This is a genomic window from Spirulina sp. LEGE 11439 (genome assembly GCF_059821285.1).
The window spans coordinates 131,927-158,246 of record NZ_JCAMRX010000010.1; the positions used below are offsets into that span (position 1 = coordinate 131,927).

A 26,320-nucleotide genomic window follows, 5' to 3' on the forward strand; every position below is an offset into this window, starting at 1 on the left:
AGTCAATTTCACCTTATTTCGGCATTTTTCCGCGATCCCCGTAGCGATCGCGCCTCGATCTTGCAAGATTCCCATTTCTCAGAAATCCGACGATCGGCAATCCCAAACGATTTCAGGATCCTCTGCAACCTTTAAAGTTGATAGGAGTAAGTAAAGACGCTAGAGTTAACTTATGTAAATAAATTTTACAATTCGTCTCGCGATCGCCGCTCCAAGCAAACACCTTTGGCAACAGCAATCTTTATTCCCATCCAGTCAGTTAATTATCGAGGATGACTGCCACAAAATTTTCTTTTATCTCAATTTCTTAACAATTTCTTAACAATGACTCCAAAAATTCTTTACGTTCGCCTTCCTTGCAACCCTATTTTTCCCATTGGTGTCGTTTACCTCGCCGATCGCCTCGGGAAAATTTTCCCAGAGATTCAACAGCGTATTTTTGATTTAGGAACAATACCCCCCGTAGAATTCACGAAAGCCCTCGATCGCGCGATCGACGAATTTCAGCCAACGTTACTGGTTTTTTCATGGCGAGATATCCAGATTTACGCTCCCGTGGGAGGACGCGGTGGCAATCCCCTGCAAATGGCGTTTGAAGTGTACTATGCCAAAAACCCCCTGATTCGCTTGCGAGGAGCCTTCGGAGGGCTAAAAGTTGCCAGTGCGTACTATGGAGAATTATGGCGCAATTTTGGTTTGATTAAGCAAGGACTACAACGCGCCAAACGCTATCACCCAGAGGTTCGCGTCGTTGTCGGGGGAGGTGCGGTGAGTGTTTTTTACGAACAAATTGAGAAATCTCTTCCCCAAGGAACAATCGTTTCCGTTGGAGAAGGAGAAGTTTTACTCGAGCGCTTGTTGAAAGGGGAGGATATTAGTGGAGAGCGATGTTATATCGTCGGAGAAACCAAGCCTCGCGATCGCATGATTCACGAAACCCCGACGGCGATCGAGAAAACAGCTTGTAATTACGACTATATCGCCAAGATTTGGCCGGAATTTAGCTATTATTTGCAAGAAAATGACTTTTATATCGGCGTACAAACGAAACGCGGTTGCCCTCATAATTGTTGTTATTGCATTTATACTGTTGTTGAAGGCAAGCAAGTCAGAATTAATCCCTCTGATGAAGTCGTCGCAGAAATTCGCCAATTATACAATCGCGGCGTTCGCAATTTTTGGTTTACAGACGCTCAATTTATCCCTGCCAAAAAATATATTAACGACACCATCGAACTGCTAGAAAAAATTCACAATTCAGGAATGCAAGATATACACTGGGCTGCTTATATTCGTGCTGATAACTTAACCCCTCAATTGTGCGATCTGATGGTTAAAACTGGGATGAATTATTTTGAAATTGGGATTACAAGCGGCTCTCAAGAATTAGTGCGAAAAATGCGAATGGGGTATAATTTACGAACGGTTTTACAAAATTGTCGGGATTTGAAAGCATCGGGATTCAATGATGTTGTTTCCGTGAATTATTCTTTTAATGTTATCGATGAAACTTTTGAGACCATTCGCCAAACGATTGCCTATCATCGAGCATTAGAGAGTATTTTTGGCGTAGATAAAGTCGAACCGGCGATCTTTTTTATTGGCTTACAACCCCACACTCATTTAGAAGGATATGCCTTAAAGAAAGAAATTCTCAAACCCGGTTATAATCCCATGAGTGTTATGCCTTGGACAGCACGAAAATTACTCTGGAATCCCGAACCTTTGGGATCGTATTTTGGAGAAGTTTGCTTGCAAGCATGGCAACAAAATCCCAATGATTTTGGACGAGAAACGCTGAAGATTTTAGAAGAACGTCTTGGATGCGCCCCTCTAGAAGAAGCACTGAGCGCACCAATGGGAGAGAAGAAAGATAATCTTCGCAAGGAGCTAGTTGCGTTAACATAAAAGGGACTGTTTATTGTTTGTCCCGAGCAGAGTTGAAGGGTTTATTAAAATGACTTATACATCTGCAAAAATCTTAACTTTTGAAGATTTCCTCACTCGATATGGAGACGATCCGCGTTATGAATTGGCAGATGGAGAACTCATCGATATGGAACCCACGGGACCCCATGAAATTGTTAGCGGCAAAATTGCCACTCAAATTAGTGCAGCAATTGTCAATGAAAAACTATCTTGGTCAATCCCTCGAACTTGTTTAATTCGTCCTTTAGCTGAGGCAATCATTGCCCGTCGTCCCGATGTTATTGTCTTAGATGAAACTGCTCTTTCCGATGAACCGCTCTGGGAAAAAGAACCTATTATTACCCTTGGACGTTCAATTAAATTAGTCGTTGAGGTCGTCAGTACCAATTGGGAAAATGACTATGCGAGAAAAGTTGAAGAATATGCACTTTTAGGAATTTCCGAATATTGGATCGTCGATTATCGAGGATTAGGAGGAATTGCTTTTATCGGTCGTCCCAAACAGCCAACTTTTACCGTGTGTCAACTAATTGGAGAAGATTATTCTCAACAGCAGTTTCGCTTGAGAGAAGAGATCGTCTCTCCTTGTTTGCCAAACCTGAAATTTTGTTTAAATGACGTGCTTCCTCGTTAAACAAAAAGTCGTATAACAATTGTTCCCATTCCAACTAAAGCGCCAGCATAGGCGAGGGTTCGAATGACAGGGATGCCCAAAGTGTAGCTCAAACTGTGAAGAATTCGGAAGATAACGATCGCAATCGAAGCGATCGCGGTAATCTCGTCATGGTGTCCCGTCACTTGCGCCATGAGAATAATGACTGCGATCGCGGCTAAATTATCGTGATGGTTTTGTTTGGCGCGATCGGCTCGTCCCACCCAAGGCGGTGCATCGGGAAGCGTTTCGCGATTTCCCATACCCCATTCTACCCCCGCAGCCTTAATACGACCCAGTGCGGGAAGATGATTGAGGGGAATTGACCACAATGCCAAAATTAATAAACAGATCAGATCGGGTGTCATTGCTCGTTTTTTTTGATAATCTAAGAATCAGAACTATTGTACCCTAGGAAGTGTAGTTTTCAATAATTGTTCATTATTCATTGTTCATTGATAATCGATGCTCGATCCTGTCGGAAATTCTTTACCCCCTCAAAATGTAGAAGCAGAAGAATCCATTTTAGGAGGAATTTTGCTCGATCCCGAAGCAATGGGACGAGTTGCTGATGTCATCGATCCCGAGGCATTTTATATCAGCATCCATAAGGAAATTTATCAAGCGGCCTCTGCATTGCATCGCGGTGGAAAACCTACAGATTTAATGACCGTAACGAGTTGGTTACAAGACCAAGGAAAATTAGATGATATTGGCGGTACGGGAAAACTCGCGCAGTTGGTAGAAAGAACAGTTTCGGCGGTTAATATCGATCGCTATGCAGCCTTAGTCATGGAAAAATATACTCGCCGTCAATTAATCGGGGCGAGTCATGAAATTGCTGAATTAGGATACGATACCAGTTTAGAATTAGAGATTGTTTTAGATCGATCGGAACAAAAAGTTTTCGGTTTAACGCAAAAACGTCCTCAACAAGGATTGACTCCCATTGCAGAGACTTTAATTTATGCTTTTGACGAACTCGAAAAATTACAACAAGAATCTGCACTACCCGGACTTGCTTGTGATTTTTATGACTTAGATGCGATGACCAGTGGTTTTCAGCGATCGGATTTAATTGTCTTAGCTGGACGGCCTTCAATGGGAAAAACTGCATTAGGCTTAAATATAGCTTCTAATATTGCCCACACTCATCAATTTCCTGTGGCAATATTTAGCCTAGAAATGTCGAAAGAACAATTAGTGCAACGATTGTTAGCTTCAGAAGCAAAAATTGAAAGTAACCGTTTGCGATCGGGGCGCATTACTCAAACTGAAATGGAATCTGTTGCTTTAGCGATTGGGAATTTAGCTGAGTTACCTATTTTTATCGATGATAATGCGACTTTAAGCGTCATGCAAATGCGATCGGAGGTGCGCCGCTTGCAAGCAGAACAAGGGGGTAGAATTGGTTTAGTTTTAATTGATTATTTGCAATTGATGGAAGGTGGAGGCGATAATCGGGTGCAAGAATTGGCAAAAATTACGCGATCGCTGAAAGGTTTAGCTAGAGAAGTGAATGCACCGGTTATTGCTTTATCTCAGTTAAGTCGAGGCGTTGAGTCTCGTACAAATAAGCGCCCCATGCTTTCGGACTTACGCGAAAGTGGTTCAATCGAGCAAGATGCCGATTTGGTAATTATGTTATATCGAGATTCTTACTATAATCCCGACTCTCCCGAACGCAATATTGCTGAAGTGATTATTGCTAAACATCGGAATGGTCCTACGGGAACAATTAAACTTCTTTTCTTGCCAGAATTAACTAAGTTTGAAAATCTAGCGGCGGAATCTTAAGCACAGAAGAATTAGAAGTTCGCGATCGCAGTTGGTGAAAAGTCAAGGCTCACAATAGGTTGAGTTTCTGGCAATGCGAGTGAAAATTAGGTATAGGTATGTTTTTTCTAAACTGCTTTGGAGAGAGATCTCCATCTGCTATTTTCCTAACATAAAATTGCTCTCTTTGATGCTACTATATTTAATGAAATAAATACCTTCTTTCCATTTCAAGAGGTGAGCGTAACTCACTATTATAGCAAAAAAACATAACAACAAGGCTATTGTAACAAATCTTTAAAAGCTACAACATCGAGAATTACTATGAGAATTCGATTACTGAACGATAAATACAAATTATTCCCCGAACCTAAAAAGAGTGGTATGGGTGAAGTTTACAAAGCACGAGATTTAGAAAGCGATCGCCTTGTTGCGATAAAAGTTTTCAGTAATGGCAAGATTGAAGAAGAAATTTCGGCAGAATCTTACAGACGGGAAGTTCAAGCTCTACAAGAATTAAAGCACCCTCAAATTGTTGAAATGATTGATTCTGGAGTGAATGGAGAAACGGGTCATAATTTTTTAGTATTGGAATGGATGGAACAAGACTTGCTCCAAGTCCTAAAAGAATCTCCCATAGAAGGGTGGGATTCATTTTGGGAAGATATTGGCGAATCCTTATTAGAAGCCCTAGCTTTTTGTCATCATCGAGAATACATTCATCGGGATATTAAACCTGAAAATATTCTAATTAATGCTGAAAGAATAATTAAATTAGCAGATTTTGGCATATCAAAACTCAAAAGATATCATAAACCAACATGGGATAACCCAACTTTTACCCTCAGAGAATTTGGTTCGCGTCCCTATACTCCTCCCGAGAAAGATGATGGTTCTTTTACCTACACTCGCGATGTGTTTAGTTTTGGTGTTGTTACTCTCAAATGCTTAACTAATGAAGCAATTACTAATTCTGAAGATATTGAACAAGCACTGAATCGATTAGATGCACCAAAAGAAATTGTTAAAATTATTGAATGCTCTGTTTCCCTCGATCCGGAAGAACGTCAGCATGATGCCCAAGTTTTATTATCTGAAATAAAAGCATCTCAAGAAAAACGAAAAGCAAAATATTCAGGAATCAGACAAAAATGTTATTTGCAGTTAATTTCTTCATCTGTTGAAAAAATAGGTGATGAATTAAAAGCTGATTCAGAGCCAGAAATACGAAATATTATTATGCAAGACTTAAATACTAATTGCGGTATTTTTCGATACAAAAAACGAGATTCTGAGGAGTATCAAGATGGACAATATCAGATTTTCGGAGTTGATTATAGTTATCATGTTGGTATTGATAAAAACGGTCAAGATAAACTAGTAGTCTTTAATGCACGTCATCTTTCCAGCGATACTCTAGAAGAGAATAGGCTGCAAGGTTGGCAGCCTTCCTACAAATTTGTATTTTCAGATCGCACCAATAAAATTAAAGCAAAAGAAATCATTAAAGAGTTGAAATTAAGCGTTGAAGAACACGAAGCGGATTTAAGGCAGAAGCAAGCACAAGATGAAAAACAAAGATTATTCAGAACTTGGGATAATATCCTAAGAGCTAAAACAGATTGGGAAAAAGAGCGCAAACCATCTCTAAGATATACTCAAGTTGTTATACATGACAATCGGGCAATTTTTACACTAGATTCAATTCCTGATGAAGATATTCTTGGAGAACCTCGTTATGTTCGATCTAAACGAGGCAAATCATTATTAGCTGGAGATATTGAAGATATTCAAGATGACCAGTTGACTCTTTATATTAATTACCGTCAGGTAGATAATCTTCCTAAAACAGGAGCATTATTCTTTGATACTCGTGCATCTCAATCCGCACTAAATCAGCAAAAATATGCACTAGATACCATTAAATATAATCGCGCAGTGCGTTCAGATTTACGAACTCTTTTGATCGATCCCAAGGAAGTTTCTCCATCCAATGTTGAGGAGGATATCCAATTTATTCAATCTCTTAATGAATCTCAACAAAATATAGTAATATCAGCGTTAGGAACTCAAGATTTTTTAGTTATTGAAGGTCCACCGGGAACGGGTAAAACAACTTTCATTACTGAACTTATCCTACAAACATTACAAAACAACTCAGAGGCACGAATTTTATTAACTTCACAAACTCATGTTGCTTTAGATAATGCTTTAGAAAGAATTCAAAATCAGAATAAAGATTTACAAATTGTACGAATAGGAAATCATGAAAGAGTTGCCAAGAGTGTTCACACTCTTTTACTAGAAGAACAAATGAAATACTGGAAAGATAATGTCAGAGAAAAAAGTAAAAACTTTATTATTGACTGGGCAGAAAGACATCAACTCGATCCAAAAGATATAGCAATGTCTATGCTGTTCCAGACGTTAAAAAATTCCGTTGCTAAATTAGAGGAATTCAAAAAGGAAAGTGAATCACGAAAACAAGAAAAATTTGAACTGCTTTCGCAAAATAAGATTAATTTGGATAACTATGAGTTTAATTCTCCATCAGCTAAAATACCTGAAAATTTACCTGATGAGTTAAAAAATCAGCTTAGTTATTTGGATGATCGCATCAAAGAATGCGAACAGAAAGCAAAATTAATTCGTCAGGAGGAGCAAAAAACAGCCGCTACAGAATTAAATAACTTATGTCCCAATCTAGACAAAGAAGAAATATTAAAGATGCCTTTGGGAGATTTAGAAGTTTATGAGAATTTCTTAAGCGATCCCAAAAATGACAAAGCGAAAATGATGAAAAGGTTAATGAAAATACAGCAGGAGTGGTTTGATATCTTTGGACAAAGCGATCGCGATCGCTTTAATGCTGCTTTACTGAAACGATCCCAAATTGTTGCAGGAACTTGTATTGGACTAGCTCGAAGTATTCCAGATGTAGAATTTGATTTATGTATTGTAGATGAAGCATCAAAAGCAACTGCAACTGAGGTATTAGTTCCTATTGCACGCTCGAGACGTTGGATTTTAGTAGGAGATACTAAACAACTTCCTCCTTTTCAAGATAAAGCAAGTCGCGACGGAATTTTTTTAGAAAAATACAATTTAACACCAGAAGAAGTTAAAGAAACACTATTTGCTTATTTACTTAGAAGTTTACCCGAAACTAATAAAAATATTCTCAGCATACAACATCGCATGGTTGCACCAATTGGCGATCTCATTAGCGAATGTTTTTATGAGGGTCAAATTCAAAGCGCAAGAACCGATATAGATATAAATCTCAATCAAGTTATTCCTAAACCTGTAACTTGGCTATCAACAAGCAAACTCGATCGTTGTCGCGAAAAAAAAGTTAAACAAAGTTTTCAGAATATAGCTGAATCTCAAATTATTATTCGTCTAATTTCTCAATTTAACCACATGGCACAAAGTCAGAATAAAATTTACAGTGTTGCAGTTTTAACGGGATATTCAGCACAACTAAAGCTAATAAAACGACAAATAGATCGAGAGGCAAGCAATTGGGAAACATTGAATATACAATGTAACACTGTTGACGCATTTCAAGGACAAGAAGCCGATATAGCAATATATTCTGTAACTCGTTCTAACAAACAAAGGAATCCCGGTTTTTTGCGAGATATAGAACGGATGAATGTTGCACTATCTAGAGGCAAAGTTGGGTTAACGATCGTAGGAGATCATAATTTTTGTCGAGGTTTAAAATATAATCCTCTTCGCACTATTTTAGAATATATTGAATCTCATCCTGAATCATGTTGCTTACAGGAGGCCACATAATGAGTCTAAACAATAATGAAGAAGACATTTTACAAGTAGCTCAACGTTTTGAGAATCGTCCGGGTTTTGAGCTGGTCAATCTTGTATCTGTTGGACTTCCTGTAACTCGTATAATATTAACTGTGTTAACATTGCGACATAAATCTATTCCTCCAATAGAAGAATTTATTTTAAAAGCAATTGATGTAGGTTTATCTTCCTTAGAAGAGATTGGTAAATTTTTAGGTTTAGAAGAGTCTGTGACTAAGGATGCAATGATTAATTTAAGACAATTAGAAAATATAGACCTTATTGCATCAGAAAATTCAAAAATTCAATCATGGAAGTTAACAAAAAAAGGAAAAACGACTCTTGCACAAGCAACCATTATTGTTCCAGAAGAGCGAACATACAAGATCAATTTTGATAGAATGCTCAAAAAACCTCGCTGGTATGGAAAATGGGAACAGGAAAGCAGTTTATTGCGACCGAGAGAACTAAAACAAAACAATATCCCGGAAATTCCTGCTTATCCACATAATCCTCCAGAATTAGCCGATCTTAAAATCAAAGAAATAGAACAAGTTATTCGTCAGATTGCCCGAGAAAACAATTACAGAAAGGAAGATAATCGAGAGTTTATCGGACTAAAAACAATCGAGAGAAGAAACCATTTTTTTCAACCTGCTTTAGCTCTCATTTATAAACAAAACGATGGTAACGATGGTAATGAAGTTCAAATTTCTTTTGTTATTGATGGACGACTCTCTGAAGAACATGAATCTGCTTTTTCTCGTGGAAAAGGTGGTAAGAAAACGCGAATCATCAAACAGTTAACAGATAGTATGTCTAGCCAATTAAAAGAAGTCAAAAATTTAGCTGAAGAAAAATTAGGGAAAGATTTTGTCAAACAAGCGGACGAATATGAAGAGCGAATTAATTCGGTTAAGTCTCAAATTAGTGTAGAAACACAAAAGATAGAAGAGCAAATCACACTAACACAAAAACTTTATGAGAAAAATCAGGACGATGTAGAAAAGCAAAGTTTAGAACACCAGCTTAATGAAGCTAAACAAAAAATAAAGGAATTGAAAAAACAACTTGAAAAAGTCATTTCATCAATACCAATCCGCTATTTGAAAACCTATGAACATAGACCTTTGCTTGAAAAAGCGTTGGAAAATAGCCAAGAACGTCTTTTAATTATTGCTCCTTGGATTCGAGCAAACGCTTCAAATCAATGGTTAATTCAGAAATTAAAAACATTGCTTGCTAAAGGTGTTAAAGTATTTATTGGTTATGGGTTTGGAGAAGAAAAAAAAGAAGAAAAAAAATACTATGATATTCGAGCAGAAGAAGAAATAAAGAAATTAGCGGAACGTTACAAGAGTAATTTTGTTTTTAAACGATTGGGTGATACTCATTGTAAAATTCTTGTTTCCGATCGCCAATTTGGAATTGTTGGGAGTTTTAATTGGCTTTCTTTCAAAGGCGATCCTAACCGTCCTTTTCGAGATGAAAGAAGTATATTAGTATCTGATGCTCAGAAAATTGATGAGTTATTTGAGGATGAGATAAAACGACTGAAATAGTACATACACATTTTAAAAAATGATGTAGTAAGATAAGTTAGGTGATTTCATTGTCGAAAACCGCTTTGTTTGTAATATAACTTCACATTCTATGCCAAAAGATTCTGCAAGACTCAAACGCTCCCATTACGGTGCGATCGCTTTAATCACAACGATTGTATTTGGAGGAACTATCTTGGGTATTGTTGGAATGACCATTTACAGCCCTTTTAAAGGAAAACTAGAGGTTGAATTTGGCTTAACTAGAATGAAAATCATTGTCGTTAGTCAATAATAACTAAAGTGGGACATTCGCCCCACTTTTTTTTATTTACTGTTTGTCTGGCTGGCTATTTTCTAAAACCAAAATTTCCCGTGCTGAAATCCCCTCTCCTTGATAGCCAAAATACCACAAAGCCGCCGCCACTTCTGAACCTATTACAGCTTTTTTAGGTTGCAATAAAGTCGTATAACCAAACGCCCGCAAAATGTTAGCATTTTCCCCATTTTCAAAATCTGCAAATAAGGCTTTTAACACTTTAGGATCGATTTTTTCCGTATCTTGAAAGCCCCATGTTTTCTGAACTGCCTCAATAGAAGCAGAAGGTAAGGCTTTGCGAAGATCGAGAGGAACTTTCCATAACATCAACGTTTCTCGCGTCAAAGGGGCATCCGGTTGAAATAATAAGGCTTCGGTATTTTGACTCAAACGAGAAGGAATAATTCCTGCTTCTGCTAACCCTTGAATGATGGCAAAATCGCGATCGCTTTCCTTCACATCCCCAAAAGCAGGCTGAGATGCACTGGCAACCGGGCGAATTTGTTTGGTGGGGCGATCGCGATACAATTGATTGTGTGTCGTAAACAGCCAGCGAGCATATTCTCGCCGCGTAATCGTTTTATTGGGGTCAAAATTTTCTGGTAATAGTTCCAACGCGGCGAAGTCTTCAATGTAACCACGAACTTGAGGAGAAACTTGCGTTAAATCGAAAGAAGTTTCTATTTTGGGTTTCTCTTGGCTATCTTCGGCGTTTGATTTTGTTGGCTGTATTTCTACCTCTGTCAAATTCGTTTCGGGTAAATTAGTTGCATACTCAAGCAAAAAAATAGTTTCCGGATCGGAATCTGATGCAGGGGTAATTGAGAGTTTGAGGTTCAATTGATCTCGAGAAGCAATCACTAAAGAATTGTTCGACTCAGAAGCATCGATCGCCCAGTTATTTTTCTCTAATTCCTGCCGATAAAATGTTGCAATGGTATCGCGATCGGCTTCTGTTTTCCAACGCGTTTCTCCTTGAATTTCTCCCACTCGATATTGAGATTCTAGTAATTTTGCTCGGGTATAAATGGGAATTGCTTTGGGAAAATTGGCGGGAAGTTTATTCCCTTTGACCTCTGTGGGGGTTGGTTGAAGAGTTTCTTGGGGAGAAGGACTGGGAGAAGGACTGAGAGAGGTTTCTGATGCCGTAGAATTCTCTTGGAGTTGGGGATCTGGGGAAAACCAGCTTTGCGAAGTGCGATCGCCGCTACAAGACGCTAAACCGCCTCCTACACTTAAAATCAAACTCAAAGCGGTTAGGAAATATTTATAATTCAAGGTTAAAAAATTGATAAAAAATCGCGAGTGCAACATTTTTATGATAGAGAAAATCAAAAAAAATTGCAGGTTATCTCATATATTTCTAACAATTAGTAGGTACAAAAAAACCTTTATTTTTTCTTAACAAGAATACTACTCATATGTGGGTGTTTATGGATTACCTTGGAAAAGCTCAGGAGGTAAAAGCCTAACTGTTTAAGTCTTGTTAAGAATGGATTTTAGTGAGATATCCTTTGACTAGATTGGCCAGAGCGATCGCGTTGAATTCCCACTCACTTGACCCAAAACTGAAGTTTTCAACCATAGCAACCAAATTCAAAAATAGGAAATTAAATCATAGTGAGCAATAATCAAAACCCAGACAAAAACAGAATTTTAGTGATAGGAGCAGGAGTCAGCGGTCTGACAACTGCAATTTGTTTGAGAGAAGCAGGTTTTCAAGTCACGATTGTTGCTGACCGTTTTGCACCTAATTTAACTTCAATTGTAGCAGGAGCATTATGGGAATGGCCTCCTGCTGTTTGTGGCAAGCACGGTACCCCTCGTTCCTTGGAACGTTCTAAAATTTGGTGCATGATTGCCTATGAAAAACTAAAGCAAATTCAATCTAAGTACGGCTCTGAAAAAACAGGTGTCTACCTCAGAGATGTCTATTTTTACTTTAAAGATATCATTGAAAATCGTCCTGCCGACCTTCAGAAAATGAATGAGTTAAAGGCAGAAGTGGATGGCTTTGAACGAGGTTTACACATCATTCGCGATACCATCGATTTAGGATTTCAAGGAGGGATTAAAGACGCTTACAAGCACATGGCTCCAATGGCAAACACAGATACTTATATGAAATGGCTTCTTCAATACGTCAAAGATATTGGCTGTGAAATCATTCAGGAGAAAATTACCGTCAATATCGTGCAAAACGAACAAGAGTTGCTCGATCGCTTTAATGTTGAGGCAATTGTCAATTGTGCGGGATTGGGTTCGATTGTCACGACTGGAGATTCATCCATGTATCCTTTGCGAGGTGCCCTCGTGAGGGTCAAAAATCAAGGTGGAATTATTAATGATGCTCATTGTATTTCTCATGATGACTCTTCCACAGACGAACAGGACATCATCTTTATCGTTCCGCGAGGCAAAGATGATATCGTTGTCTTAGGGGGTCTCGCCCAACAAGACCAATGGGATACCAACTTATCTCTTGATGTTCCCATCATTCGGCAGATGTATGATGGCTGTCTGCAATTTTTACAAGAACTGAGAGATCTGCCCCTCGACGAAAATGAGCCAGTGAGAACGGGTTTGCGTCCCTTTACAGAGAAAAATGTCTGTGTGGAAAGGGTTCCCGATACGCGAATTTTCTATAACTACGGTCATGGTGGAGCTGGTGTTACTTTATCTTGGGGTTGTTCAACAGAAATTCTTCAGCACATTCAAGAAATGTTTGAGAAAGAAAACCGCCCAATTGCTTTAGAACATCACACTCTAGATGCTCAAAAACAAACGGTTTTTATTCTCCACGATACTTTACCGATCAAAACCGATCTCTCCCATATCGAAACAGCTAACCGCAATATTGTCTTCCTTGGCAGTCGGCAAGGACTGAGCAAAATTGTTCCCGCTCAGTACGAATACCTCGACCTTGTTAAAATTGTCGAACCCTATAACTTAGAAAATCTCCTCCAAGTCTATCAAGAAATCACAACGACCTTTAAACTTCAGACTGAAAATTGCCGGATTATTACTAACGACGAATATTCGGTTCTTTTAGCAGCCCAAATGCGAGAACGTCTTAATATAGAAGGCGATCGCCCCGAGCAGATTCATCCATTTACCAACAAAAATTTACTCAAGTTGGCTTTGCAAAATTCACAAATTCGACTGCCTAAATATTTAATTTTCGCTCCTCAGCAATATCTCAAAGCACCTGAAACTTACTTACAGGATACCATTGAGAAGTTAGGAGCAACAATTTTCATCAAACCTGTTATTGGAGCCGGCAGCGAAAAAACACAACGAATTTACAACTACAATCAACTCAAAACTTGGTGCGATACTCATGTCAATGCGAGTGAAGAATTTGAGTTAAACGAGTTCATCACTGGTCGACTCTATAATACGAGTGTTGTTATCAAAGATGGCAAACCTTGTTATTTTGCTGCCTGCAAACACTATCGACCGAATGATGAGTTTTTGTATGGCAGTCCTATCGGTAATATCGTCGTTCGAGAAGAGGATCCGGAGTTTGCAAAACTGCAGCAATTTTCCTTCGATACTTTGGCAAGTTTGGAGTCTGGCTATCCCTCATCAGCAGTTCTCAATCTCGATTTCTTTCTCGAGCAAGGAACAGATGAACCGGTATTGATGGAAATTGCGGCTCGTCCTCCTGGAGGACTGGTCTCGCAAATGTTCTATAAATATCAAGGCGTTCGCCTGCAAGAAGCTCACTTGATGTTACAGATGGGAGATGCACCGAAACTCAACTTGAAGAAGCGACAAGCGTGGCAATATAGCGCCTATTCCTTGTATCCAAAACGTTCGGGAGTCGTAACGGAGATTGAGAAACCGCTCTTTAACAGTGAAATGGATGTTTCTTGGTATCTTTATTTGGGACAGGAATTGCAAGCCGCAACGAGTATGAGAGATGCGGCGATCGCAATTCTCTTGTGGAATGATGATTTTTCAGCCCTGCAAGCAGATTATGAAGCTGCAAATGGCCAAAGTTTCTACAAAATTCAAACGGATTCCACCGGATCGACACGATCGACAGCTATTGCTACAGCGATCGCTTAGCCTGCACTAAAATACTTTCACAAAAAGCCTTCTCGCTCTTTTTTATCAGTGAGAGGGCTACTTTTAGACTTTATAGAAACGACCCCGATAAATATAATGCTGACGACAGAAAATGAGATTCAGCAAAATAAGACTCAATCTCAAGGCTCTCAATTGGCTTTACTTTCATTGCTTATTGGAGTCTTAATCTTATCCTTCGCCGCAATTTTCACCCGATTGAGTGAGAATGAACTTGGTCCGGCTGCAACCTGTTTTAATCGTTTTGCGATCGCTTTTATCACGCTATTTCTGTGGGATAATCTTCAAAGTCGAGGCATTGCAGACTTAGCCAAACCTCAAGACAATATTGAGTTAAAAGATTGGGGGCGTTTTCTCCTTTCCTCTCTGGTGGGAACTCTAGCTATGGTTTTCTGGGCATTATCTTTAACGCAAACCAGTGTAGCCAATTCTAATTTACTTCATAACCTGACCCCTATTTTTGCGACATTAGGAGGATGGTTATTTCTGTCTCAAAGTTTCGATCTTAAGTTTTTATTGGGCATGAGTTTGGCATTAATTGGCTCAACCGCGATCGCATGGGGAGATTTTCAAATCGATACTCGTACTCTAAACGGCGATGCTTTAGCTTTCCTCTCTGCTGTCTTTTATGCAACAAATTACTTGATTCGAGAGGATCTGCGCTCCAAATTCTCAGCAGCGACAATCCTTTTGTGGCCGAGTTTATTCTGCGCTTTCTTCACCCTTTGTATAACACTGATTGCGGAAGATCGAGTTTTTCCGCACACTTGGCAAACTTGGCTAGCCGTTATTGGTCTGGGAGTTCTTTGTCAAGTCATTGGACAAGGGTTGTTGATTCATAACCTCAAACAATTTTCCTCTGGTTTCGTGACCCTGTTCATGCTCCTCGAACCTTTACTGACTGCGGTATTTGCTTGGATTATTTTTGCAGAATCTTTAACATTTCTTAACTGGATTGCTTTTTTATTAGTTCTAGTTGGCATATATTTAACGAAACAAAGTAACGGGATGAAAAAAGAAATCGGTGATTCTTAATCATCGCTCAATATATTCGGACTCATATTTTTTAGTTTCTGTGTCAATGCTTTTTACTCAAAAACCTTGGAATGAAATATATAGCGAAATTATCGACGTTCGTTCTGAGGGAGAATATACAGAGGATTGTATTCCGGGAGCGTTGAATCTCCCAGTTCTCAATAATGAAGAACGCGCTAAAATTGGCACGATTTACAAGCAAGTTTCACCGTTTGAAGCCAGAAAAAGAGGTGCGGTTTTGGTCACGCAAAATATTGCTCGTCATTTACAGTCCCATTTTGCTAACAAAGAACGAGATTATTTTCCCTTAATTTACTGTTGGCGTGGAGGACAGCGTTCTCAGAGTTTGGCCTTAGTTTTAAATCAAATTGGCTGGCAAACGACCGTTCTCAAAGGAGGTTATCAAACCTATCGAACCCATGTCCGCGAACAATTGCAAGTTTTACCGCAACAGTTTAATTATAAAATTTTATGCGGTTTGACGGGGACGGGAAAAACGCAAATTTTAAAAACAATGTCACAACAGGGAATGCAAGTTTTAGATTTAGAAAAATTGGCAAGACATCGCGGGTCTTTATTGGGTCAGGAATGGCGCGATCGCCTCGAGTGCCAACCTTCGCAAAAGTATTTTGAAAGTTTATTTCTTCAACAGCTACAACAATACAATCGCGAGAAAACAGTTTGGCTAGAGTCGGAAAGTCATAAGATCGGGAAAGTTCATCTCCCTCAAGAATTATGGGAAAAAATGAAACAGTCTCCTTGCGTTGAAATCCGTTTATCTCTTGAAGAACGAGTGAAGGGATTATTACAACAATATTCTCATTTTATCGAACATCCCGACATTCTCAAAACGAAATTACAGCGCCTCAAATCTCGTTGCGGCCAAGAAAAGCTACAACAATGGTTCGAGTGGTGCGATCGCCAGCAATGGCATGAGTTAGTCCGAGATTTGCTCTTATATTATTACGATCCAGCCTATCATCGTTCTCAAAATCGTCTCTTTCAACCTCCAGAACAAGCGATTGTTTTAGCGAATTTAGACGCTAAAACAATCGACGACGCGATCCAAACTTTTCAAAGCGTAACCCATCACTAATTCGGTAAAAGCGGTTTTAAATCCAAATTTTTTGCCACTAAATCTGCGATTTCATCCAACATGATTTCGCGCTGATCTCGATAGTTGGGAATTCCCGTCGGCAAAGAAAGCAAGCCTCTCCTTTGTCTGAGGTGATTGAGCCACGATCGCCGCCAAGCGCCATTCTCGAATAATCCATGTAAATAACAACCCCAAATTGACAGAGACGGATCGACCAAACCCAACCCCGGATCGCTAAACAAATAATGGCACTCGGGGGGATCTGAGGAAGGATCTGAGGGTGGGTTCATCAGGCGCGTGCGTCCCTGATGAATCTCAAACCCATCGATCGGCAAAGATTGCGGATAAATTGACGTACAAATGCGTTGGCGTACTACCTTGCGGCGTTCGAGGGTTGTTTTAATCGGGAGAAGTTTTAGGCCGGTGGTTTGACGATCGCTTCCTTCTAACCGTTCTGGATCGCTCACAGTTTGGCCGAGCATTTGGAAGCCGCCGCAAATTCCGAAAACAATGCCTCCCGCCGCCACATAATCGCGAATTTTGGCAGCCATACCGCTCTCATACAAGACTTTGAGATCGGCGGTGGTGGTTTTCGATCCCGGAATAATGACCGCATCGGGATAGCCTAAATTTCCCTCGAGTGCCACGTATCTCACATCTACCGTGGGTTCTGCTTCTAGGGGGTCAAAGTCCGTAAAATTAGAAATGCGAGGCAAGCGCAATACAGCGATCGTGAGTTCTCGGTTGGGTTTTCGCGATCGCCGCTCTAACAAAGAGAGGGAGTCTTCTGCCGGAAACAGATTATCAACCCAAGGAATCACCCCCAAGACTGGAATGCCGGTATAATTTTCCAGCCAGTCGATCCCGGATTGCAAGAGAGCTTGGTCTCCACGAAATTTATTGATTGCGACCCCTTTAATCAGCGCCCGTTCGTCGGGTTCTAATAATGCGAGAGTGCCGACAACATGAGCGAAAGAACCGCCGCGATCGATATCGACAACCAATAAAGTCGGCGCACTTAAATACTTGGCCACCCGCATATTGGTTAAATCCCGGTGTTTGAGGTTAATTTCTGCCGGACTGCCCGCCCCTTCGCAAACCACAAAATCAAATTCACCCGCTAAATGCTGTAGGGATTCTTGGATGGCATGCCAACCCCGCTCGAAATACTGTTCGTAATAATCTTGTGCCTTGGTGATGCCTACTGCCGTCCCGCGCAGAATGACTTGAGAAGTCTTATCGCCTTGAGGTTTAAGCAAAATCGGGTTCATTTCTACCCAAGGACTCACGCCGGCAGCCCATGCTTGCACGGCTTGGGCGTAACCGATTTCTCCTCCGGTTGAGGTAACATAGGCATTCAAGGCCATGTTTTGCCCTTTAAACGGAGCCACCCGCCAGCCTTTACGGGAAAGAATGCGACACAGTGCCGTCGCGAGCATGGATTTTCCTGCGTGGGAGGTGGTTCCCACAACCATTATTGCTTTCACTGAGTTATTGAGCGATCGATAGTTATTTAGGCTACTTTGTATCGTAGATGAATTTTGATAGGAGTATCAAGAGCGCACGGCATAAACATTGCAATTATTTAACGTAGAAGGCAGTAAATCACTCTTCTCAACGGTTACTTTAAACCCGTAACTTTGGAGAATAGAGAGAAATTGATCCAATCTGTTGTTTGCATTGTGAATTTCAGCAACAACTTGCTTTATTTTCGGCCAGTCATCCGGTTCTATTCCTTGAAGAACATCAAGTTCGCTTCCTTCCACATCAATTTTAAGTAAGTCAATTGAGTTAATGGATAGGTCTTTGATAACATGAGATAGCTTTCTGATTTCGCCAACCACTCGAGTATGTTGGAAGAAATATTCAGTCTGTTCTTGTCCGAAGATATCAATCATGATATCTTTTTGTGCTAACTTTTCTTTGGGTCTTTCGGTGGAGTTACCCGGCATATTGGGGTAAAAGGTAAAAACTCGCTCTGGATTATTTTCCGAACCCAAACCATAATTAAACGGCGAAACATTGGTTAAGTTGTGAAGGTGTATGTTTTCGCATAGTACTGAAAATGTTGGTTCGATAGGTTCAAAAGCAAAGATTTTTAAATTCTCCTGAATCTGATTCATAAATAATGAAAAAAGACCGATATTCGCACCGACATCAAAAATACAATCGCCTTGATGAACGACAATATTGTTTTGCATATATTGCCAATCGGCAAAGATTTCCGAAAATATAAATTCGGTTTCTTTTTGACTTAAGGAATAACATTCTAATCCATTGGGGAGCTTTAGTTTTTCCATCACTCGTTAAACCTAGATAACTGGGTTTTAGAAATTTAGATAGGGAGTCTCAGCCAGCGATTGAGGGCATTTTTAGGGCGATCGCACCATGAGACAGAAGCAAAAGAATCTCCTTGTATCTCCCACTGTTTCACGAGTTGGCGACCTAAAGGAGTGAGGCGAAAACTATCGGTAATGCCTTGCCCGTCTACTTCTCGCCGCAAAAGACCGACTCGAATCGACCAAATTAAATCGCTCTCGGCACTTAACTCCAATAAAGAGGTACAGGTGTATTTATTTTTGACTCCAGAGGAGCCAGCGATCGCTTTTAAGGCAATTCCGCGCGATCGCATGGCAATAAACAAGGTCAAGGTAAAAGGAGAACACCGCAAAGCACGCGATCCTCGCTCTAGGGTTTGCGAGGAATAGGCAATGGGGGGTAACGTTGAACTGGACATAGCGATCGTGCCAACTATTAATTTAAGAATACTCTTTTTATTTTGACATTTCCCCACCCATTAGGTAGATAGGGTTTTCTAACAACATCTTGGTAAAATTCAGAGAAGTACGATTATTTATCCTTCGGAGGAATTCAAAGGTCATGGCACTAGCAGTTGGAACAAAAGCCCCCACTTTTACCACCAAAGATGATGCAGGCAATGCGGTCTCTCTGACCGATTTCGCGGGTAAAATTGTCGTTTTATATTTTTACCCCAAAGATGATACTCCGGGCTGTACCAAACAAGCTCAGAGTTTCCGAGACCAATACGCAGAATATCAAAATAAAGATATTGTCGTTTTGGGGGTGAGCATGGATGATGAAGCCTCTCACAAAATGTTTAAAGAAAAATACGGTTTGCCTTTTACTCTCCTCACCGATACGGATGGGGCAATTACAAAAGCCTATGATGTAGAAGGAGGTGGCTATTCCAAGCGCGTGACTTATATCATTGATGCGGAAGGCACGATTTCTCAAGTTGATGCAAGTGTCAATACTTCAACTCATGCCAATGATGTTTTAGCGGCTCTCCAGTAAATTGTGGGTTATTTTTTCATCTACTTTTGAGCAGAGAAGCGTTATGCTGCTCTGCTTTTTTCTTTTAGCTTTTTAATGCGATCGCATCTCTCTAATTAATCGCAATCATTGTCATTTTCTGCTAATTCTTCTTCTCAATTTTTAAGGATAGCGATCGCAATAAATCTTCTCCGGTAATCAACCTCGCCCCGCGCCCGCGCGTAAAATAATTCCATCCCCATTGCACCATAACCACCAATTTATTATCAAATTCAATCAAATAATAAATGTGGGCAAATACCCAAATCAACCATGCTAAAAATCCGGATAAACGCACGTATCCCAAATCGACAACGGCGGCATTTTGACCGATTACGGCTAATTTTCCCACATCAAAATAACGAAATGCTGGAACGATATTTCCTTTTGATTTTTGTTGAATGCTTTTCGCAATATAACTGCCTTGCTGCATGGCAACAGGAGCAATTCCGGGTAAAGGCCGATCGCCTTGGTGAGCATAATGCGCCAGATCGCCAATAACATAAATATCAGAATACTGCTTCAGACTTAAATCCGACTCAACGATTACCCGACCCACCCGATCCAACTCTGCACCTGCGCGATCGCGTAATACGAGTCCCATTTTCGAGGCTTTGACTCCCGCCGCCCACAGCACTGTTTCTGCCGCGATATGCTCTTCTGCGTCCCCCTGACGCAAGGTAACAACATCTTCCTCAATATTGGTGACAAAGGTTTTTGTGCGGATAGTTACCCCCAAACGCTGGAGAGAAACTGCTGCTTTGGCTGATAATTCTGGAGGATAGGGGGGTAAAATGCGCTCCATCCCCTCAATTAGGAGAATTTTGGTTTCTGTCGTGTCAATGCTGCGAAAGTCATTTTTTAGGGCGCTATGGGCAATTTCGGCGATCGCCCCTGCTAATTCTACTCCCGTGGGTCCGCCGCCGACAATGGCAAAGGTTAACAAGGCTTGACGCTTAGCACGATCGCTTTCCTTTTCAGCAGTTTCAAAAGCTGACAAAATACGACGGCGAATTTCGAGAGCATCTTCTATGCTTTTTAAGCCGGGAGCCCGATCTTGCCAGCGATCGTTCCCGAAATAATGATGACTGACTCCAGTTGCCACCACTAAGGTATCGTAGTTCAGTTTTCTCTCTTTTAAAGTAATACTTTTGCTGTCGGGATCGATATCCGTCACTTCATCGAGTAACACTTGCGTGTTTTTATTCTCTCGTAATACCAAACGCAAAGGAGAAGCAATATCCGCAGGCGATAAACTTGCCGTGGCAACTTGGTAAAGTAGGGGTTGAAAGAGATGAAAATTGCGCTTGTCAATGAGCGTCACCTTGACAGAAGCCTTTCCTAATGCTTTGGCGGTGTAGAGTCCCCCAAACCCTCCCCCGATAACAACAACATGATGGGGTACGGGTTGTAAATGAGCGTCAGTTGTCATCGTGATTACCGTAGGAGCGATCGCTTTTATTGTAACGATTCTTTGCGATTGAATCCATCTCCCTCGGTCTGGTAAAAATAAAGAAAATGTAAATTGTTGTAACAAAATGATAATCGCGGCTTGAAAGTTTGAGATAAAAATTACAACGAATTTGTTGAGGAGAACGTAAATTGACTAATCTGATGTTATTGGCTGCTGCTGTCCCTGCTACCGCAGCTTGGAGTCCTAAAGTGGGTCTTGTCATGATCGTCTGCAATATTTTGGCGATCGCATTTGGGAAAGCCACCATCCAAAAACCCGCCGAAGGTCCCGCCCTTCCCATGCCTGCAATGTTTGGCGGTATGGGCTTCCCGGCGTTGTTGGCAACAACCAGTTTCGGCCACGTTCTCGGTTTTGGCGCTATTTTAGGGCTATCTAGTCTTGGCGTTCTTTAAATTTCAACTTTTTTAACAAAATCCCATTTTTAAATAGCTGTCTCATAACTCGAGACGGCTATTTTTTCTTGTATCGATTTTGACCACCAATCCTCAATTACTTTCTAGAAATAGGTTCAAAGGCAAAAATTTCCTTGAGCATCAAGACGGATAATCCCTGATATTTCTTCTGTATGATTCAACGCATCAGTTAAAATTTGCCGGGTAAAGTCAACAATTTCTGTTTGTTGAATGATTCCTTGATGGTACTCGTAAATTTTTGTCGGCGTATCGCAATATCTATGAAGTCATATCCGCATATTGGCGCAACAGCAAGAGCAAAATCTACTTTATTTCGCGATCGCAGAGATTTGCGATCGCCTCGATCGTTGCCGTCGATTTTAATCGCGATCGCGACGGATGCGAGTCTTACCGAATGCCATAATACCCAACAAAGCTAAAACCGTCGCAGGTTCAGGAACATCCACAACATCGTCAGAGGTTACACCGCGAACCACAAACACGGTATCGTTGTAGTCTTTATCCCCACCATTCCAGAGGTCTTCAAAACCGATCAAGATAAAATCATCAATCTCATAGGCTAAAACATGAGGAAAAGCATCGGGATTTTCCGTCGGGTCGAAACCAAAGAAATTTTGTCCGCCATTGGCTCCATTAGACTTGAGGAAGAATTCGATAAATGTGTTACCTTCAAAGTTCCCCAAGTTCACCCCTTGACCCAAAGATAAAGGGCCGTTGCTATTACTTAAAACGCTGTTAGGAGAAGAAATATCATCGAAAATGATTTCTTTGGTGGCACCACTATCGGTTGAATAGAACAATTGGTTGCGATAGCCAGCACCTTCATTAATAAAATAGACTTCCACATCGTTGACTCCACCTTCCCAGCGCAATTTATTGAGATCGACTGTTGGTAAATCAACGGCATTCATTAACGTTCTCTCTTTGTTGGTCAGATCGTTAAAACTTTTCCAAGCATCGTATTCTAAGCGCAGCAAGTCACTGCTTGCGTTTTGATATTGTGCATCATACAGATCGCGACTCAAGGAATTTGCAAGTGCATCTGAGGCTGAGAATAAGGTCGCGAAAGCTGTTGTAGCGGCAATGAGTCCGGTAAATACATTCAATTTCATGATTTGTTCTCCTGTGTTGTTGATGAAAAAAATGTGATTGGGATTGAAGTGCTAAGCGCGGGGAAAGTGATGAAAATAAAGGGGGCAATTGCGAGGATTTTTAACTCTCGCAATAGCTCCGAAGCAATATCGAGGTGTATATCGTTATCTTAGTGCTAAGCAATTTGGCGGGTCTAGGGGCCAATCGCAATCTTGTGCGAATCTTTACATTAAACCTATCAATTTTAAAGTTGCAATAAACTAGACCAAAAAAATAAATACGAGCGATATTTTGACTTGTAGCGAATTCTTTTTTAGACATATATATACTGTTTTATAAGGCTTTCACGAGTTTTTCACAATTTAATTGAGAACCTTCACGAAATTTTCACAACTTTAGTGTAAGACAAATTTTAGGTGTAATTAGGGGGAAATTCTTCTCGATCCATCGAGTTAATTACTGACAAGATTGGTAAACAGTCTCAGTCAAAAAGCGTAGGCGAGCGGTGTAAATACGAAGGATTATTTTACTTAAGTATTTCTACGTTACTTATGGTATTACGCAAATACGTTAGGATATGAAGAAAATGAACCACAGAGTCACAGAGAAACATAAAGAGAGACAAGAGAAATAGCCATCGCAGCGCTATATTCTCTTAGCTATACCAAGAGAACGCGAAACTGTAATGATAAGCCTCGCAAACATTTAGACGCTTTCATCGATCGCAACGCCTTCATCCAAGTGCAGCAAATTGCGTAATTGTTCTGTATCTAAGCGAGTCAACCATTGTTCTCCTGCGTCAACGGTTTGTTCTGCCAGTTGTTTTTTACTATTAATAATCTCATCAATGCGTTCTTCCAAAGTTCCCGTACAGACGAATTTATGGACTTGAACATTGCGTTTTTGACCGATACGAAAGGCGCGATCGGTAGCTTGATTTTCGACGGCAGGATTCCACCAGCGATCGACATGAAAAACATGATTAGCACGAGTTAAATTCAATCCCGTCCCTCCTGCTTTTAAAGAGAGAAGAAAAATTTGTGGACCATTGGGATCGTTTTGGAAGCGATCGATAAGTTCTTGGCGCTGTTCTCGTCGAGTGGCTCCATAAAGGAACAACACTTCCGTTTCTAATTTTGTGGCTAAATACGGTTGGAGGAGTTTGCCCCATTCGGCAAATTGTGTGAAAATTAGAGCGCGATCGCCTTCGGAAACCACTTCCTCGAGCATTTCTTGTAAGCGCAGCAATTTACCCGAGCGATCGCCGCGTTTTAAATTTTTTTCTTTCAAATATTGGGCGGGATGATTGCAGACTTGTTTGAGCTTCATTAACAGAGTTAAAATTAAGCCATGACGTTGAATTCCTTCTGCTTCTTCAATTTTTTTCAAAGACTCATCGACCAAGGTTTGATAAAGTTGTGCTTGTTCGGTAGATAAGCCACAAAAAACATTCATTTCTTGTTTTTCGGGTAAATCCTGAATGATATCTTTATCTGTTTTTAAACGGCGCAAAATAAAAGGTTGAACCAGCGATCGCAATTTGCTCAGGGAGTCGCGATCGCCATATTTTTCAATCGGAATGGCAAAGCGGCGCTGAAAGAATTGCTTATTTCCTAAAAATCCGGGGTTGAGAAAGTCTAAAATCGACCATAATTCGGTGAGGCGATTCTCTACTGGAGTTCCAGTTAAAGCCAAGCGAAATCCTGTATCGAGGCTTCGCACGGCTTGAGATTGCTTGGATTGAGGATTTTTAATGTTTTGTGCTTCATCCAAAATAACCCCTTCCCATGCAACGGCTTCTAAAGTTTTGATATCTCGGTAAACGAGAGAATAACTGGTTAAAACTAAGTGTCTATTCTGCACAAATTTGGCAAAGGCTTTCCCTTTTTTTCGCTTATCGCCATGATGGATAAATTGAGAAAGGGTCGGTGAAAATTTTTGTAACTCTCGCTGCCAATTATTTAATACAGAAGTCGGACAAACTAATAATATTGGTGCATTTAAACCGCCTTGATCTTTCAAATTCAAGAAAAATGCGATCGCTTGAATTGTATTGTGACAAACAATCCCATTAGCGACAAAATTATGATATTTTTCAATCTCGAAATCATACACCCAACCATCGTAAAAAACAGGTTCGATCGCTTTGATTTCTCGATATTCTTTTGTTTTTCGATCTGGCGAAGGAACGGCGATCGCTTCTCCCTTGATAAAATTATTTTTCCAACCGTAACGGGTCAATAATTTGTGACGATAAGTAATCGTAATACTCTCGCCATTGTCGAGAATAACTTGACGGAGATTTTCGCGAACTTTCTGGCGATAAAGTCTGGCGATCGGGGCTTTAACGAACTCTCCTGTTGCTTCATCTAGTGCCATAATTTCCAGCGCTTGCATCGGTTTAGTCCATAATCCTTCCCCATCAAATTCAGTAATCCCTGCATAAATTTCCCAAATTTCCGCCGCTATTTTTTCTATTCCATTGACTTCGATTGAGGTATTGGCCGCAACACATTTTCCTAGCCCCATATCGTCCGCCAGACAAGCCCCAAGACTCCATTGCTCTAATAATGCCAGCCAACTCGCACCGCGTGCCTGATAGGGTCGCAATTCTCCGTGAAAATCTTTAGGGGTTTTCAAGGGTTTAAGCGCTCGATTTTCAGTTAAATTGGCAATTAAATCTTTGAGAATTCCCGAGGCTTCAAAGCGAATCACGGGTAATTTGGCCAAGATTTTCATATCCCCCGTACTCAAGCGCAAGGCATCTTCAACCGTTAGCGCTAATTCATCTTTTTTGGCAGGCGCTAAAACAGCTTGAGCCGCTCGCACGTCAGCAGGTTGCAGCGCCAGCCATTCTTCATCAATCTCAACTAAAGGAGAACGTTGAGCGAGGAGTTGCTCAAAATCTTCGGCGGATAAACTTTGTTCCCCGACAGCCAAATCTAATTGATAATTGAGGAGACTTTTTAGCCCCAAACGCTGTCCTCGTTTTTGCTGGACTTTCGCCTGAATTTTAATCCCCAAGCGTTTTTCTTGGGAGCGAGAATCCAATCCGGGGGGAAAGATCGTGCTAAACCCGCTATCTTGTAATTGCCACGCACTGGCGCGAACGAATTCATAAACGGCAATCGGATTTAACAAACATTGAGTCGGCTTGCCCTCATTTAAACTCTCTTTAATCGGATCGTATACTCGTGCGGCCAAGCCCAATCCTTTGAGTAACGTTTCTTGAGGATTTTCGATCGCTTGCTCTTGATGCAGCAAAACATCAACGGGATTTTGCCAAATGGTTTCCGCACTCACGACACAATCGGGATCGATCGCCGATCGCAATCCATAGGCCAATTTCCACTCTAATTGTCCCCAAGCAATTTCTCCCTCTGTGGGGGGAAGCAGATGAAAATAAACGCGAAATTGTTCGTTTTCTAAGCGTTTTATCTCGGGAGTCACGAGATAATCGGCTACGGGAGATTCCCAATTTCGTATCGCTCCGTGCAAACGTTTTAATCCCTCCGCCGGAGCTTTAATAGCTGGAGAAGATTGCCCCAGAGAATGCAGCCACGGTTTAGCGATCGCATCCCCTTGCGGCGGTGGGGGAATATTCAACCATTGCCGCAATTGACTGCCAACAACCTCACTTAAAAAATTCAAGAGCAGTGCTTGAGGTTCTGGCCAGTCATCTTGCCATTGAGGGGGCAAAACTGGTGACTGGTGACTGGTGACTGGTGACTGGTAACTGGTAACTGGTGACTGGT

The 26,320-nt window shown here is 40.7% G+C and carries 19 protein-coding genes; 11 read left to right on the top strand and 8 right to left on the bottom strand.

What is annotated here, in order from left to right:
* Positions 1-324 precede the first annotated feature (324 nt).
* Both AC6RV6_RS09865 and AC6RV6_RS09870 read left to right on the top strand, forming a co-directional pair.
* Positions 325-1,908: a photosystem II high light acclimation radical SAM protein gene (locus AC6RV6_RS09865; protein WP_500240670.1), complete on the top strand. Its 1,584-nt coding sequence runs from the start codon at positions 325-327 to the stop codon at positions 1,906-1,908.
* Between the two features lie 49 nt (positions 1,909-1,957).
* Positions 1,958-2,563, top strand: a complete 606-nt coding sequence (locus AC6RV6_RS09870; protein ID WP_500240671.1) for a Uma2 family endonuclease — start codon at positions 1,958-1,960, stop codon at positions 2,561-2,563.
* Here the strand turns inward: AC6RV6_RS09870 and AC6RV6_RS09875 are convergent.
* Positions 2,560-2,949, bottom strand: coding sequence for an MAPEG family protein (locus tag AC6RV6_RS09875; protein ID WP_500240672.1), 390 nt, complete (start codon positions 2,947-2,949; stop codon positions 2,560-2,562). The genes AC6RV6_RS09870 and AC6RV6_RS09875 overlap by 4 nt on opposite strands.
* 97 nt (positions 2,950-3,046) lie before the next feature.
* Between AC6RV6_RS09875 and dnaB the strand changes: the two genes are divergently transcribed.
* The 4 genes from dnaB (at position 3,047) to AC6RV6_RS09895 (ending at position 10,006) form a co-directional block, all read left to right on the top strand.
* Positions 3,047-4,378, top strand: a complete 1,332-nt coding sequence (gene dnaB, locus AC6RV6_RS09880) for a replicative DNA helicase (protein WP_500240673.1) — start codon at positions 3,047-3,049, stop codon at positions 4,376-4,378.
* A 303-nt stretch (positions 4,379-4,681) separates the two neighbouring features.
* Complete coding sequence (locus tag AC6RV6_RS09885; RefSeq protein WP_500240674.1) at positions 4,682-8,161, top strand: AAA domain-containing protein; 3,480 nt, start codon at positions 4,682-4,684, stop codon at positions 8,159-8,161.
* Positions 8,161-9,732, top strand: a complete 1,572-nt coding sequence (locus tag AC6RV6_RS09890) for a phospholipase D-like domain-containing protein (protein WP_500240675.1) — start codon at positions 8,161-8,163, stop codon at positions 9,730-9,732. The genes AC6RV6_RS09885 and AC6RV6_RS09890 overlap by 1 nt, the downstream gene beginning before the upstream one ends.
* A 91-nt stretch (positions 9,733-9,823) precedes the next feature.
* Complete coding sequence (locus AC6RV6_RS09895; protein WP_500240676.1) at positions 9,824-10,006, top strand: hypothetical protein; 183 nt, start codon at positions 9,824-9,826, stop codon at positions 10,004-10,006.
* A 36-nt stretch (positions 10,007-10,042) separates the two neighbouring features.
* Here AC6RV6_RS09895 and AC6RV6_RS09900 read toward each other — a convergent pair whose 3' ends face one another.
* Positions 10,043-11,344, bottom strand: a complete 1,302-nt coding sequence (locus tag AC6RV6_RS09900; protein WP_500240677.1) for an S-layer homology domain-containing protein — start codon at positions 11,342-11,344, stop codon at positions 10,043-10,045.
* Between the two features lie 306 nt (positions 11,345-11,650).
* Here AC6RV6_RS09900 and AC6RV6_RS09905 point away from each other — a divergent pair, with 306 nt between their 5' ends.
* The 3 genes from AC6RV6_RS09905 (at position 11,651) to mnmH (ending at position 16,253) form a co-directional block, all read left to right on the top strand.
* Complete coding sequence (locus AC6RV6_RS09905; protein ID WP_500240678.1) at positions 11,651-14,104, top strand: FAD-dependent oxidoreductase; 2,454 nt, start codon at positions 11,651-11,653, stop codon at positions 14,102-14,104.
* 96 nt (positions 14,105-14,200) lie between these two features.
* The gene (locus AC6RV6_RS09910; RefSeq protein WP_500240679.1) at positions 14,201-15,157 is read left to right on the top strand and encodes a DMT family transporter; all 957 of its coding nucleotides are present in this window, start codon (positions 14,201-14,203) and stop codon (positions 15,155-15,157) included.
* A gap of 46 nt (positions 15,158-15,203) precedes the next feature.
* The gene (mnmH, locus tag AC6RV6_RS09915) at positions 15,204-16,253 is read left to right on the top strand and encodes a tRNA 2-selenouridine(34) synthase MnmH (RefSeq protein WP_500240680.1); all 1,050 of its coding nucleotides are present in this window, start codon (positions 15,204-15,206) and stop codon (positions 16,251-16,253) included.
* Here mnmH and cobQ read toward each other — a convergent pair.
* The 3 genes from cobQ to AC6RV6_RS09930 form a co-directional block, all read right to left on the bottom strand.
* Positions 16,250-17,740 (bottom strand): cobyric acid synthase CobQ, encoded by a 1,491-nt coding sequence (gene cobQ / locus AC6RV6_RS09920; RefSeq protein WP_500240681.1) that lies wholly within the window; start codon positions 17,738-17,740, stop codon positions 16,250-16,252. The two genes, mnmH and cobQ, sit on opposite strands and share 4 nt — an antisense overlap.
* 66 nt (positions 17,741-17,806) lie before the next feature.
* A complete protein-coding gene (locus AC6RV6_RS09925; RefSeq protein WP_500240682.1) occupies positions 17,807-18,553 on the bottom strand; it encodes an FkbM family methyltransferase in 747 nt (248 codons plus the stop codon).
* Positions 18,554-18,588: 35 nt separating this feature from the next.
* Positions 18,589-18,990, bottom strand: a complete 402-nt coding sequence (locus tag AC6RV6_RS09930) for an Npun_F0494 family protein (protein ID WP_500240683.1) — start codon at positions 18,988-18,990, stop codon at positions 18,589-18,591.
* A gap of 143 nt (positions 18,991-19,133) precedes the next feature.
* On the opposite strand from AC6RV6_RS09930, the gene AC6RV6_RS09935 reads away from it, so the two are divergent.
* Positions 19,134-19,568 carry a peroxiredoxin gene (locus AC6RV6_RS09935; RefSeq protein WP_500240684.1) on the top strand — a complete coding sequence of 145 codons (435 nt, stop codon included), beginning with the start codon at positions 19,134-19,136 and terminating at the stop codon, positions 19,566-19,568.
* 121 nt (positions 19,569-19,689) lie between these two features.
* Here the strand turns inward: AC6RV6_RS09935 and AC6RV6_RS09940 are convergent, their stop codons facing one another.
* The gene (locus AC6RV6_RS09940; RefSeq protein ID WP_500240685.1) at positions 19,690-21,018 is read right to left on the bottom strand and encodes an NAD(P)/FAD-dependent oxidoreductase; all 1,329 of its coding nucleotides are present in this window, start codon (positions 21,016-21,018) and stop codon (positions 19,690-19,692) included.
* A gap of 182 nt (positions 21,019-21,200) precedes the next feature.
* On the opposite strand from AC6RV6_RS09940, the gene psaK reads away from it, so the two are divergent.
* Positions 21,201-21,452 carry a photosystem I reaction center subunit PsaK gene (gene psaK, locus AC6RV6_RS09945; RefSeq protein ID WP_500240690.1) on the top strand — a complete coding sequence of 84 codons (252 nt, stop codon included), beginning with the start codon at positions 21,201-21,203 and terminating at the stop codon, positions 21,450-21,452.
* 380 nt (positions 21,453-21,832) lie between these two features.
* Here the strand turns inward: psaK and AC6RV6_RS09950 are convergent, their stop codons facing one another.
* Both AC6RV6_RS09950 and AC6RV6_RS09955 read right to left on the bottom strand, forming a co-directional pair.
* Positions 21,833-22,585 carry a DUF4114 domain-containing protein gene (locus tag AC6RV6_RS09950; RefSeq protein WP_500240686.1) on the bottom strand — a complete coding sequence of 251 codons (753 nt, stop codon included), beginning with the start codon at positions 22,583-22,585 and terminating at the stop codon, positions 21,833-21,835.
* Between the two features lie 685 nt (positions 22,586-23,270).
* A partial coding sequence (locus AC6RV6_RS09955) for an SNF2-related protein (protein WP_500240687.1) occupies positions 23,271-26,320 on the bottom strand: 3,050 nt, incomplete at its 5' end.